The sequence below is a fragment of the Nonomuraea guangzhouensis genome (assembly GCF_019396345.1).
Lineage (GTDB): Bacteria > Actinomycetota > Actinomycetes > Streptosporangiales > Streptosporangiaceae > Nonomuraea > Nonomuraea guangzhouensis.
The window spans coordinates 1-12,109 of sequence record NZ_JAHKRM010000046.1 but is presented as its reverse complement, the minus strand read 5'-3'; the positions used below and the strand labels follow the sequence as shown (position 1 = coordinate 12,109).

Sequence of the window (12,109 nt, the reverse complement as noted above, 5' to 3'; positions counted from 1 at the left end):
AGCCCTTCCGGCGTCACGCCATTCGCTGGGCCATTTCGACCAGCCGGTTGGCATAACCCCACTCGTTGTCGTACCAGCCGAACACCTTGACCAGATCGCCGCCAGCCTGGGTGAGCCCGGAATCGAACACGCACGAGGCCGCGTCACCGATGATGTCGCGGGAGACGAGCGGATCGGTGCTGTAACGCAGGATGCCCTGCAACTCGCCCGCGGCAGCGGCGGCGAAAACGTCGTTGACCTCCTGCGCGGTGACCGGGCGGGAGAGCTGGGCGCTCAGGTCGGTGATCGAGCCGTCCTCGACCGGCACCCTGATGGCGATGCCATCCAGCCTGCCGTCCAGCTCGGGCAGCACCTGGCCGACCATGCGGGCCGCGCCGGTGGTGGTCGGCACGATGTTCACCGCGGCCGAACGCGCTCTGCGCGGGTCCTTGTGCGGCCCGTCCAGCAGCATCTGGTCACCGGTGTAGGCGTGGATGGTGGTCATGAACCCGCGCCTCAGGCCGAAGCTCTGGTGCAGCACCTTGACCATGGGAGCGACGCAGTTGGTGGTACACGAGGCCAGCGAGACGATCTCGTGCCGGGCCGGGTCGTAGGCGACGTCGTTGACGCCGGGCACGATGGTGACGTCCAGGCCCTTGCCGGGAGCCGACAGCAGCACCCTGCGGGCACCCGCCTTCAAATGGCCGGCTAACGCGTCCCTGGTCCGGAAACGGCCGGTGGAGTCGATGACCAGCTCCACGCCGTGGGCACGCCAATCGATCTCGGCGGGGTCGGCATGAGCACTGACCGCGATGCTCGTGCCGTTGACGCTCAGAGCGTCGGTGGAGGCAGTGATGGGAAGGTCGAGCGCGCCATAAGTGGAGTCGTGCTTGAGCAGGTGGGCCAGTGCGGCCGCGTCGGTGATGTCGTTGATGGCGACGATCTCCAGGTCGGTGCGGAGCACGCGACGCAGGACGGCCCGGCCGATCCTGCCGAAGCCATTGATTCCGATTCTCATGCCGCCATCGTCCGGCGGACCGGGCTCGGCGTTCAGAGGCAACGGTCCCCGCGGGATGGGACCTTCGACCCCAATGGGAGCACAGGATCCTCGACGCTGAACCGGGGTCGCAGCGCAACGCACGCACCGACAGCGGCGAGAGTGAGCCGCCGTGGTACAGGCCCAACGGCGCCCGTATGGAGGACTTTCGGCTGCTGTCACCTGGTGAACCGGATGATGGGCTGGATAGATGAATCCTTATCCCGTGCGTGTCGAGGCCCGGCTGGAAGAACAGCTCAATCGGGGCCTGTGGATCGTCAAGTGGATCCTGGCGATTCCCCACTACATCGTGCTCGGCTTCCTGTGGATCGCCTTCGGTGTGCTCACCGTCGTCGCGTTCTTCGCGATCCTGTTCACTGGCCGCTACCCGCGCGCGCTGTTCGACTTCAACCTTGGCGTCCTGCGCTGGACCTGGCGGGTGGCCTACTACAGCTACGGCGCCTTAGGCACCGACCGCTACCCGCCCTTCACCCTCGGCCCCGCCCCGGACTACCCGGCCACGCTGGAGATCGACTACCCCGAGCGGCTCTCGCGGGGGCTGGTACTGGTCAAATGGTGGCTCCTGGCCATCCCCCACTACCTGATCGTGGGCCTGTTCACCAGCGGCAGCGCCATCTCCTGGCGCGGCGGGCTGCCCGACGCGGGCGGGGTGCTCTACACCCTGGACTGGGGCGGCCTGATCGGGCTGCTGGTCCTCATCGCCGCCGCCTTCCTCCTGTTCACCGGCCGCTACCCGCACGGCATCTTCGACCTCGTACTCGGCATGAACCGGTGGGCGCTGCGGGTGGCCGCCTACGCCTGCCTGATGACCGACGCCTACCCACCCTTCCGTCTGGAGCAGGGCGGCCATGAACTGTTTCGCTCATCGCCCGTCGCGCGGCCCGGGTCGATGGCGTCGTAGACGTGCGCGACGAGTTGCTGTGGGACGAGGACGACGCCTAACGGTCCGGCATCCTCCGCCTGATCGCTGTCTCCTGGCCCCCGTCGCTTGGGGCGTCCCTCTCGTCGTCAGGGGGAACTTTGGTCCTGGGTTGGATCCGGGTGCCGCGAGCGCCTGTCACGACTGCCTCCAACTCGTCGAGGGCACCGATGACCGAAGGTCGTCCGGTGGCGCCGCTGAACGCGCGGACAGCGTTGATCTTCGGCCGCATGGAGCCGGCCGCGAACGATCCGGCGTCCAGTTCGCCAGGCGCCGCGTACACGATGGGATGCTGGCGGGGCGTTCCGTACTCGGCGTACACGTAGGGCACGTCGGTCAGGACGGCCAGCAGATCGGCCCCGACCTGCTCGGCGAGGAGCGCGGCGACCAGGTCCTTGTCCACGACGCCCTCCACTCCCGACTGGTCGGCCATGACGGGCGCTCCTCCTCCGCCGCCCGCGATCACCAGGCAACCGTCGTCCAACAGGTGTCGGATGATCGGCAGCTCGATGATCTCGGTGGGCCGGGGCGAGGGGACGACGCGCCGCATGCCGTGCCGGTCCTGGGTGAAGGCCCAGCCGCGCTGCCCTGCCAGCCGCTCGGCCTCCGCCGCCGGATAGTAGGGGCCAATGGGCTTCTCGGGACGGTCGAAGGCCGGATCGGCAGCGTCCACGCGGACCTGGGTGATGAGCGCGGCCACATGAGTGTCGGGCAGGCGGCGGCCGATGCTCCGCGCCAGCCAGTAGCCGATCATGCCCTGCGTCTCTGCCACCAGGGTGTCCAGCGGATAGCCGCGGTCCAGTGTGGGGTCGCGTTCGCTCTCCTCGGCCAGCAACCCCACCTGAGGACCGTTCCCGTGCACGATGAGGACCTGGTGGCGCGCGGCCACGCGCGCTATCTGCTCGGCGGCGATCGTGACGTTGCGGATCTGCGTCGCGGCGTCGGCGCGTTCGCCGCGGTGCAGCAGCGCGTTCCCGCCGAGCGCGATGACGATCCTCATAGGGCTCCCGCCAGGGTACGGGTGAGCAGCGCCTCCAGTACGGCCTGCGCCGTGGGCAGCCGGTTGGCCGCCTGGTGGAACACCTGGGACGCGGGGCTGTCGATCACCTCGGCCGTGACCTCCTCGCCGCGGTGGGCGGGCAGGCAGTGCAGGAAGATCGCGCCGGGGCGGGCGGCGGCCATCAGTTCCGCGGTGACCTGGTACGGGGTCAGCGCGGCGACGCGCGACTCCTTCTCCTCCGCCGCATCGCCCATGGACAGCCACACGTCGGTGTAGACGGCGTCCGCGCCCGCGACCGCCTCGCGGGGATCGTCAGTGAGAAGCAGCTGTCCGCCGGTGGACAGCTTCCTGGCCACGGCTTCGACGGCCGGATCGGGGCGGTAGGCGTCGGGAGTCGCGACGGCCATCGACAGCCCGGCCAGGGCGGTGGCCTCCATGAGGCTGTGCGTGACGTTGGTGGCGGCGCCGACGTAGGCGATCTTGCGTCCTCGCAGGTCGCCGACGTGCTCGCGGAGCGTCATGAGGTCGGCGAGCGCCTGCAGCGGGTGGTGGCCGTCGGTGAGGGCATTGATCACCGGGACGTGCGCCGCCTGGGCGAAGGCTTTCACGTCGTCGTCGGCGAAGGTCCGGATGACGACGGCGGAGGCGTAGGAGCTGACGACGTGGGCGGTGTCACCGATGGTCTCGCCGCGGCCGAGCTGCAGCTCGGCCGGTCCGACGGTGAGCGGTGTCCCGCCGAGTCGGACCACGGCGGTCTCGGCGGAGATCCGGGTGCGGGTGGACGGTTTGGCGAAGTACAGCAGAACGGTCCGGCCGCTGAGCAGTTCGCGTGCATCGAGGGGTTGGCGTGCGAAGTGTTCGGCGCGGTCGAGAAGATGGGCGAGGTCGTGCGGGGACAGGTCGGCGACGCGCAGCAGGTCCTTCACAGCGGGCTCCTTTCGATGGGGCAGCTCATGCACCGGGGGCCGCCCCGGCCGCGGCCCAGCTCGGCGCCGGAAATGGTGATGACCTCGATGCCGTGCTTGCGGAGCATGGTGTTGGTGGTGACGTTGCGCTCGTAGGCGACGACCACGCCTGGGGCGATGGCCAGCACGTTGGTGCCGTCGTCCCACTGCTCGCGCTCGGCCGCCCAGACGTCCTGCTCTGCCCGCAACACGCGGACCGCGCCGAGCGCCTTGAACAGGTCGTCGTTCTCGCGTACCCGCAAGCCAGGGGTGAGGGTGAACGAGCGCAGCGGCGGCAGCTCCGGATAAGCCACGAAGGCGCCGCGATCGACCATGGTCATCACGGTGTCCAAATGCATGAACGCCCGCTTCCTCGGCAGGGCGGCGACGATGACGCGTTCGGCGGCCTCCGCCTCGAACAGGCGCCGGGCCAGCAGCTCGATCGCCTGCGGCGTGGTGCGCTCGCTCATCCCGACCAGAACGGCGCCGTCTCCGACGACATGGATGTCGCCGCCCTCGATGGTGGCGGGCTGCTCTGCCTCGGCCGGGTACCAGATCGGCGCCTTCCCGGCGAACAAGGGATGGAAGGCGTACACAGCGGCCACATGCGTGGTCTCCCGGCGGCGAGCCGGCTTGGCCATCGGGTGCAGGGACACTCCGCCGTAGATCCAGGCGGAGGCGTCGCGGGTGAACAGGTGATTGGGCAGCGGCGGCAGGACGAAGTCGTCCTCACCGAGCCCCGCCAGGCGCAGGCTGTCGATGCGCAGGCCGAGTTCGCGCCTGGTGAGCCCGCCGATGAGGTGTCGTACGAGAGCGTCGGATGGAATCTCCTCCAGCGCCTCGCGCAGCGGCGGCGCCAGGGTGGGGCCGAAGGCGGCCTCCGTGACGACGCGGTCCAGCACCCACGCGCGGGCCTTGTCCAGCTTGAGCGTCTCGGCCAGCAGTTCGTCGAACAGGTGGACCGTGACGCCGCGCTCGCGCAGGGTGTCGGCGAAGGCGTCGTGTTCCTGGCGGGCGCGCGTGACCCACAGCACGTCGTCGAAGAGCAGCTCATCGCAGTTGGTGGGGGTCAGCCGCTTCAGTTCCAACCCGGGCCGGTGCAGGATGACCTGCCGTAACCGGCCTACCTCGCTGTCGACCTGGAACACCGTCATGCCGCCTTCTTGTTGATCTGGACCGTGGTGTCGTGGTCACGGTGCTTGAGCCACACGTAGACCGGGATACCGGCGAGCAGCAGCAGTGTGCCCTTGTAGACCACCTCGTAGCCCGATCCCGCGATCGTCCACAGCGCGTAGGCGAAGGCCAGGCCCGCGATCGTGAGGTCGGTCGCCAGCCGCCTGCCGGAGAAGTGTTCGCGGTCGGTGAGCGCCAGCATGAGCTGCGCGGCCGCCGCGTACGCGTACGGAATCAGAGTGGTGAGAGTGGCCAGCAAGATCACGAAGTTGAACTGCTCGACCAGTCCGGCGTTGTAGTTGAGCACCATCAGGGCGGTGACCAGGACGCTGGAGACGACCAGCCCGACAGCAGGAGTGCCCCAGCGCGACAGCTTGGCGAACACCCGCGGGAACAGCCCGTCACGGGCGGCCGCCAGCGGCACCTGCCCCTGCAGCATGATCCACCCGTTGAGCGCGCCGAACGCGCTGATGATCGCACCGATCGCGACCGCGGTGCCGGCCCAGCCGCCGAACATCGCCTCGGCGGCGTCCGCGAACGGCGCCGTGGACTGGGTGAGCAGCGTGCGGGGCACGGCGGCGAACACCGCGACGGTGCCCAGGATGTACACGGCGGCGGAGACGATCGTGCCGATCATGGTGGCCCGCGGGATCGTCCGCTCGGGGTTCTCCACGTCCTCGGCGGGCACGGTGGCCGACTCGATGCCGATGAACGCCCACAGCGTCAGCGCCGCAGCAGCCGTGACAGCCCCGAATGTGCCCTGGTCACTGGGGTTGAACGGGGTGAAGTCGCCGGCGTCGACGAAGAACGGCGCCGCCACGGCCAGGCCGATCAGCGGAAGTAGCTTGGCGACGGTGGTGACGAGCTGTACCCAGCCGCTCTGTCGCACGCCCCGGATGTTGACTCCGGTCAGCAACCAGACGGCCGCCAGTGCCAGCCCCGAGGCGGCCAGCGCGGTATCTGTCAGCGCGGGCCAGAAGTAGCCGAGGTAGCTGACGAACGCCACCGCGATGGCGGCGTTGCCCACCCAGACCGCGATCCAGTACCCCCAGGCTGTCTGGAACCCGACGAAGTCACCAAAGGCGCGGCGGGCGTAGGCGTACGGGCCGCCGGTCTTGGGGTAGGCGCGGCCGAGCCGGGCGAAGACCAGCGCCAAAAGCAACGCGCCCGCCGAGGTGAGCACCCATGCCAGCAGGCTCGCGCTGCCGAAGGCGGCCAGCGAGGCGGGCAGCAGGAACACGCCCGAGCCGATCATGTTCCCGACGACCAGCGCGGTCGCCATCCACGGACCCAGCTTGCGGCGGCGCGGTAACGAGGTGACGGACATGGTGATCTCCCTTCCTTCAGGTATCCATGGCCCCAGCCTCACGCTTCGACCGCTCGGTCAGCAGGGACCTTCGTCCCCAAGGGGAGGGCCGTACGGCACTGCCTGTCGCACCGGCCCCCGGACAGGCTCGGGGATGAGAGCCACGCCGCGTGAAGGGAAGATCCGGCATGCCTGAGGGATACGACGTCCTGCTGCGCGACGGGGGTATCGCCCATGTGCGCCCACTGGGCCCCGCCGATCGGGAAGCTCTGCACAAGCTGGTGGACCGCTCGTCGGAGCGCTCGGCCTACCTGCGCTTCTTCACCGGCGGCCGGAACACCGCGCACGCCTACATGGATCGCATCACCGGCGACAAGTACCGCGGTCACGCCCTGGTGGCCAGCCTGCACGGCCGGCTGGCCGGGGTCGCCGAGTACATCCCCATCGATGACGGGAGCGCCGACCTGGCCATCCTCCTCGACGACGCCGTCCACGGGCACGGCCTCGGCACGCTGCTGCTGGAGCACATCGCGTTGGACGCGGCGGCGCACGGCGTACGCGAGCTGGTGGCTGACGTGCTGACCGAGAACCAGCCGATGATCAGAGTGCTGCGCGATCTCGGCCTGGACATCACCCAGCGCTTCGAAGATGGGTCGCTGCACATCAGCATCGCCGCCGAGCCCACCCCCGCGCTGCGGGATGGCATCGCCGCCCGCGACCACGAGGCCGGGCGGGCGTCACTGACACGGGTGCTCGCACCCCGCTCGGTGGCGGTGATCGGCGCCAGCCGCAACGAGGGCGCGGTCGGGCACAAGGTGCTGCGCAATCTCATCGACGGCGGCTTCGCCGGACCGATTCACCCGGTCAACCCCAGCGCCGCCACGGTGGCCGGGCTGCCGTGCCAGGCCAAGGTCCCTGACGGCGTGGACCTGGCGGTGGTGGCGGTGCCCGCCCGGCACGTGCTGGAGGTGGCCCGTGACTGCGCGGCCGCAGGGGTGGCCGGGCTGGTGGTGCTGACGTCGGGGTTCGCCGAAGCAGGGCAGGGTGACGTGGAGTCGGAACTGCTGCGGATCTGCCGTACATCCGGAATGCGACTGGTCGGCCCGAACTGCCTGGGCGTGGTGAACACCGGGGCCCGACTGAATGCCAGTTTCCTGCCGCACCATCCTGTACGCGGCCGGGTGGCGTTGATGTCGCAGTCGGGCGCTGTCGGAGCCGCGCTACTGGACCGGCTGGAGGTCTCCTCGTTCGTCTCTGTCGGCAACAAGGCCGACGTCAGCGGTAATGACCTGCTGGAGTACTGGGAGGACGACGCGGACACCGATGTGATCGCGCTGTATCTGGAGTCGTTCGGCAACCCGCGGAAGTTCGCCCGCATCGCCCGCCGCGTTGGCGCGCGCAAGCCGGTTCTGCTGGTCAAGAGCGGCCGCAGCGGAGCCGGAGGGCGGGCGGTGCGCTCGCACACGGCCGCCGCGGCCACCCCGGACGTGGCGGTGGACGCGCTGACCCGCGCCGCCGGCGTGATTCGGCTCGACAGTGTCCATGAGCTGATCGACACCGCCAAGCTACTGGCCACCCAGCCGCTTCCGTGCGGGCGCCGGGTAGCCATCGTCGGCAACTCCGGCGGACCGCAGGCGATGGCCGCCGACGCCTGCGAGCGCCACGGCCTCATCGTTCCCGAACTGCCTCCCGGACTGCTGAACGCTCGGGCCGCCGCCGCGCTGGGTAATCCGGTGGACCTGACGGCGGATGCGAGTGCGGCCGAGATCGGCGCCGCTGTCGCGGCGCTCGCCGCCTCGCCCGAGGCGGACGTGATCCTCGTCGTCTATACCCCGCCGTTCGGCTCCGGTCTGGAGGCGACCCGGCAGGCCATCGCGGACGCGACGAAGGATGCGGCGAAACCCGTGCTGGCCTGCGTGGTGGGCCACGACGGGCTCATCGACGGCCGCGTGCCCTCCTACGCCTTCCCCGAGCAGGCCGTCGAGGCCCTCGCGCACGCGGTCGGCTACGCCGAATGGCGCCGGGACCGGACCGATCCCGGCGTCGTCCCCGTGTCGGTGGACGAGCGGACGGCGCGCGAGATCATCCAAGGGGAGCTGGCTGCACACCCCGAGGGCGGCTGGCTCTCCCCCGCTGCCATCACCAGGCTGCTCGGTTGCTACGGCGTGCCCTTGGTGGAATCCGTCGAAGTGGACGGTCCCGAGGCCGCCGCCGCGGCAGCGGCGCGTGTCGGGCTGCCCGCCGTGCTCAAGGCCGTCGGTCCCGTGCACAAGAGCGACGTCGGCGGGGTCCGGCTCAACCTACGAACTCCCGAGGAGGTGGACCAGGCATATCGCGAAATGTCATCCCACATTGGTCTTGAAATGACCGGTGCGATCGTCCAGCGGATGCTGCCGGGCGGCGTCGAGATCATCGTCGGCGGGGTCAACTACCCGGCGTTCGGGCCGCTGGTCATGGTCGGCATGGGTGGGGTGATGGCCGATCTGCTGGCCGACCGCGCCTTCCGGGTGCCGCCCGTAACCGACGCCGCCGACATGATCGGCGAGCTGCGCTGCGCCCCGCTGCTGCACGGCTACCGCGGCTCACCGCTCGTCGATGTCAATGCCCTGGCCGACCAGCTCGTACGCGTCGGCAGGCTGCTCGAAGACCTGCCCCAAGTGGCCGAACTCGACCTCAACCCGGTCATCGTGGGCCCAGATGGCGCCACCACGGTCGATGCCCGACTCAAAGTCGCCCCCTGCGAGCCACCGCCCTCGCCGCTGTTGCGCCACCTGCGCTGACCAACAACTGCCCAGTTCAGGACTTCCGTCCCTAGGACACGTCTGTTTCGCAAGATGTGATGAAAGCAACCGAACAAGAAGCCAGAAAGAGCTGACCATCATGCGTATGACCGTCGCGGACGTGATGACGACCAAGGTCGTCTCGGTCACCGCCGCCACCCCGTTCAAGGACATCGCCCAGGCGCTCATCACCGGCGGCATCAGCGCCGTCCCGGTCATGGACGACGACAACCATGTGATCGGCATGGTGTCCGAGGCCGACTTGCTGCGCAAGGAGGAATTCCGGGAGGAGTTCTACCGCGAGGGTTACCGACCGCCGCTACGCGCCCGGCTACGCCACCCCAAGGGCCGGCAGAAGGCCGAAGGCGACACCGCCGCCGAGCTGATGACCAGCCCTGCGATCAGCGTCTCCCCCACGGTGTCGGCGGTCGTCGCCACCCGCCTGATGGACGCCCACAATGTCAAGCGGCTCGCCGTCGTCGCCCCCAACGGCCGCCTGGTAGGCATCCTCAGCCGCCGTGACCTGGTCAAGCTGTTCGTGCGCGGCGACGAGGAGATCGCCGCCGAGGTACGCGACGACGTCCTGGACCGCAGCCTGTGGGTGGACACCTCCGGGGTGAAGGTGAAGGTGCACCAGGGTGTCGTGACGCTCTCCGGCCAGATGGACCGCCGCACCGAAACCGGCATCGCGGCCCGCATGAGCGGCCGCGTCAACGGCGTCGTCGACGTGGTCAACAAGCTGACCTGGAAGACCGACGACTCCGTCTGGGAGGCCAGATAGCCATGCTCGTCCGCGAGGTCATGAGCAGCCCGGCCATCACGGTCCGCCGCACCGACCCGGTCCGGCAGGGCAACGAGGCGGAAGCCCATCAGGCCGCGACTCACTGGACGGCCTTCAGCCCACCTTCCTTGAGGGCGAGCACCGCGGCCGCGGCGAGCGTCCAGGCGACGACCACGGCCAGGTCGGCCCAGGGCCACGGCCGTCCTGCCGGATCCAGCACGGCGAGCAGTGTGGGAGATGTGCTTGAGCGGGAAGAGATCGCCAATCGTTCTCAGCACACCAGGCAGTTCCCCGCCGATGACGAATACGTCGGAGACAAAGGCCAGCGGCAGGAAGGTGCCCAAGGTGATCGCGCCGACGGTCTGCTGCTTGGTCACGAGTGCCACCACCAGGGCGGCGAGCACCGCGAAGCACGCGGCGCCGACGACGATCGCGCCGAGCATCCCGGGAACCATCGCGAGTTCGATCCGCACCCCGAAGCCGAACGCGGCCACCAGCACGAGCACGGCAGCGGTCGCCGACGTGACCAGAGTGTCAGGGAGGTCAACTCGATCCGGCGCTCCAGTGCCCAGCCCGTCAACACGTGCATGTCCGTGGCCGGCTGCACGGTCTGGAGCGACACCGCCGCACCGTGCGCCTCGACGCGGCCCGTCAGTGTGGGCAGATCGGCGACGACCGTACCCTCGGGGAGACGGAAGGACAGCACGCTGGCGCGCTCACCTACGACGAGCGTGTCCGGCGAACCGATCGCGATCAATCGGCCCGCACGCAGCACCGCCACGCGGTCGGCCAGGTGCTGGGCTTCGTCCATTGAGGCCGACCTGCTCGATGACCTCGTACGGATCGCGGGGACGCGGGTAGAAACCGGGGTAGAGCCGGACCAGCTCGGCGACAGAGAACTCGTCCTCGAACCCGGCTTCCTGCAGCACGATGCCGATGTGCTCGCGGTAGGCGCGGCCGCCGGTGGCCGGATCGCGTAATCTTTCAACGATCACCGATGACATGTCGGCTCCTTCCGTCGTCGTGAGCGTCCTGCTCGGATGCATGACGCAGCAGGGCCGAAAGGCACGACGTTGGTCCCTTGGTAACGAGACGACCGGATCTGCTCGCCCACGCGACGGTTGCTCGATCAGACGAGCGGCATGAGCCCCTGCATCCATCCACTTGGCAAGCCGGACCTCCTGGCCAGGGGTCAGTAATGGAGTATCGCCGATCCAGGCCAAGTGGGCGCTCACCTGATCGGGCGGGTGCTGCCCGTCCACTCCTACGAGAACCATGCGTCCTCCTCTGTTCCCCATCCAGGACACGCTGGAGACGGCGACCGGCGTAGCGCCGATAGGCCTTATGCGGTGGGGACTTTCGTTCCTTTTGATCAGGTCTGCGCTCCGGTAGCGTCGCAGGCATGATTCGTGTGTTCCTGCTCGATGATCACGAGGTGGTGCGGCGGGGCGTGGCCGCGCTGCTGGACTCCGAGGACGACATCGAGGTGATCGGCGAGGCCGGGACCGCAGAGGCGGCCATCGCCCGCATCCCTGCCCTCAAACCGGACGTCGCGGTGCTGGACGTGCGACTGCCCGACGGCAACGGAGTGGACGTGTGCCGTGAGGTGCGCTCGAAGCTGCCGGAGCTGGCCTGCCTGATGCTCACCTCGTTCGCCGACGACGACGCGCTGTTCGACGCCGTGATGGCCGGGGCGTCCGGCTACGTGCTCAAGCAGATCCACGGCTCCGACCTGGTCGGCGCCGTGCGCACGGTCGCGTCCGGCCAGTCTCTGCTGGACCCCCAGACCACCGCCGCCATGCTCCAGCGCCTCCGCGACCAAGCGGTCAGAAAAGACCCTCTGGCCGCACTGTCGGAGCAGGAACGGCACATCCTCGACCTGATCGGCGACGGGCTGACCAACCGGCAGATCGGCGAGCGGATGTTCCTGGCCGAGAAGACTGTCAAGAACTACGTCTCCAACCTGCTGTCCAAACTCGACATGAAACGCCGCACCCAAGCCGCCGCACTCTCCGCCCGGCTACGGGCGGAGAGCCACGAACACTAGTGGGCCGTCCCGGAACGTTGACCGGGTAATTGATCTCGGCTGGTGAACCCGTCAGGCTGGCTGCCTCTGAAAGCTGGGAGGTAGTCGTGGCTCGTCCACCGGATGTGTTCGTCCGGCCCTTGT

General features: G+C 69.1%; 11 protein-coding genes. 4 read left to right on the top strand and 7 right to left on the bottom strand.

All coding sequences use genetic code 11. The features are described from left to right. Positions 1-13: 13 nt before the first annotated feature. Positions 14-997 (bottom strand): type I glyceraldehyde-3-phosphate dehydrogenase, encoded by a 984-nt coding sequence (gap, locus tag KME78_RS56235; RefSeq protein WP_219538285.1) that lies wholly within the window; start codon positions 995-997, stop codon positions 14-16. Between the two features lie 229 nt (positions 998-1,226). On the opposite strand from gap, the gene KME78_RS56230 reads away from it, so the two are divergent. Next, on the top strand, positions 1,227-1,937 hold the full coding sequence (locus tag KME78_RS56230) for a DUF4389 domain-containing protein (RefSeq protein ID WP_219538284.1): 711 nt from the start codon (positions 1,227-1,229) through the stop codon (positions 1,935-1,937). 37 nt (positions 1,938-1,974) lie between these two features. On the opposite strand, the gene KME78_RS56225 is transcribed toward KME78_RS56230, so the two are convergent. From KME78_RS56225 to KME78_RS56210, 4 genes are read right to left on the bottom strand one after another with little or no spacing between them, the layout of a single operon-like run. Further along, positions 1,975-2,955, bottom strand: a complete 981-nt coding sequence (locus tag KME78_RS56225) for a carbamate kinase (RefSeq protein WP_219538283.1) — start codon at positions 2,953-2,955, stop codon at positions 1,975-1,977. Further along, positions 2,952-3,881, bottom strand: a complete 930-nt coding sequence (gene argF / locus KME78_RS56220) for an ornithine carbamoyltransferase (protein WP_219538282.1) — start codon at positions 3,879-3,881, stop codon at positions 2,952-2,954. The genes KME78_RS56225 and argF overlap by 4 nt, the downstream gene beginning before the upstream one ends. Beyond that, positions 3,878-5,053 carry an arginine deiminase gene (locus KME78_RS56215; RefSeq protein ID WP_219538281.1) on the bottom strand — a complete coding sequence of 392 codons (1,176 nt, stop codon included), beginning with the start codon at positions 5,051-5,053 and terminating at the stop codon, positions 3,878-3,880. The genes argF and KME78_RS56215 overlap by 4 nt, the downstream gene beginning before the upstream one ends. Further along, a complete protein-coding gene (locus tag KME78_RS56210; protein ID WP_219538280.1) occupies positions 5,050-6,399 on the bottom strand; it encodes an amino acid permease in 1,350 nt (449 codons plus the stop codon). Before KME78_RS56210 ends, KME78_RS56215 begins: the two co-directional genes overlap by 4 nt. A gap of 167 nt (positions 6,400-6,566) precedes the next feature. Between KME78_RS56210 and KME78_RS56205 the strand changes: the two genes are divergently transcribed. Next, positions 6,567-9,158: a bifunctional acetate--CoA ligase family protein/GNAT family N-acetyltransferase gene (locus KME78_RS56205; protein WP_219538279.1), complete on the top strand. Its 2,592-nt coding sequence runs from the start codon at positions 6,567-6,569 to the stop codon at positions 9,156-9,158. 106 nt (positions 9,159-9,264) lie between these two features. Next, positions 9,265-9,939, top strand: a complete 675-nt coding sequence (locus KME78_RS56200) for a CBS domain-containing protein (RefSeq protein ID WP_219538278.1) — start codon at positions 9,265-9,267, stop codon at positions 9,937-9,939. 373 nt (positions 9,940-10,312) lie between these two features. Here the strand turns inward: KME78_RS56200 and KME78_RS68555 are convergent, their stop codons facing one another. Together KME78_RS68555 and KME78_RS68550 are read right to left on the bottom strand one after the other, a co-directional pair. Then, positions 10,313-10,750 carry a hypothetical protein gene (locus KME78_RS68555; RefSeq protein ID WP_504740178.1) on the bottom strand — a complete coding sequence of 146 codons (438 nt, stop codon included), beginning with the start codon at positions 10,748-10,750 and terminating at the stop codon, positions 10,313-10,315. Beyond that, positions 10,656-11,216, bottom strand: a complete 561-nt coding sequence (locus KME78_RS68550; RefSeq protein WP_219538277.1) for a sigma-70 factor domain-containing protein — start codon at positions 11,214-11,216, stop codon at positions 10,656-10,658. The genes KME78_RS68555 and KME78_RS68550 overlap by 95 nt, the downstream gene beginning before the upstream one ends. A gap of 125 nt (positions 11,217-11,341) precedes the next feature. Between KME78_RS68550 and KME78_RS56190 the strand changes: the two genes are divergently transcribed. After that, the gene (locus tag KME78_RS56190) at positions 11,342-11,986 is read left to right on the top strand and encodes a response regulator (RefSeq protein WP_219538276.1); all 645 of its coding nucleotides are present in this window, start codon (positions 11,342-11,344) and stop codon (positions 11,984-11,986) included. Positions 11,987-12,109: the final 123 nt, after the last annotated feature.

Bases quoted from the DNA above. Each gene is read 5' to 3' on its own strand.
- KME78_RS56200 (WP_219538278.1), top strand. From the start codon at position 9,265: ATGACCGTCGCGGACGTGATGACGACCAAGGTCGTCTCGGTCACCGCC.
- KME78_RS56225 (WP_219538283.1), bottom strand. From the start codon at position 2,955: ATGAGGATCGTCATCGCGCTCGGCGGGAACGCGCTGCTGCACCGCGGC.
- KME78_RS68550 (WP_219538277.1), bottom strand. From the start codon at position 11,216: ATGGTTCTCGTAGGAGTGGACGGGCAGCACCCGCCCGATCAGGTGAGC.
- KME78_RS56205 (WP_219538279.1), top strand. From the start codon at position 6,567: ATGCCTGAGGGATACGACGTCCTGCTGCGCGACGGGGGTATCGCCCAT.
- KME78_RS56230 (WP_219538284.1), top strand. From the start codon at position 1,227: ATGAATCCTTATCCCGTGCGTGTCGAGGCCCGGCTGGAAGAACAGCTC.
- gap (WP_219538285.1), bottom strand. From the start codon at position 997: ATGAGAATCGGAATCAATGGCTTCGGCAGGATCGGCCGGGCCGTCCTG.
- KME78_RS56210 (WP_219538280.1), bottom strand. From the start codon at position 6,399: ATGTCCGTCACCTCGTTACCGCGCCGCCGCAAGCTGGGTCCGTGGATG.
- KME78_RS56190 (WP_219538276.1), top strand. From the start codon at position 11,342: ATGATTCGTGTGTTCCTGCTCGATGATCACGAGGTGGTGCGGCGGGGC.
- KME78_RS68555 (WP_504740178.1), bottom strand. From the start codon at position 10,750: ATGGACGAAGCCCAGCACCTGGCCGACCGCGTGGCGGTGCTGCGTGCG.
- KME78_RS56215 (WP_219538281.1), bottom strand. From the start codon at position 5,053: ATGACGGTGTTCCAGGTCGACAGCGAGGTAGGCCGGTTACGGCAGGTC.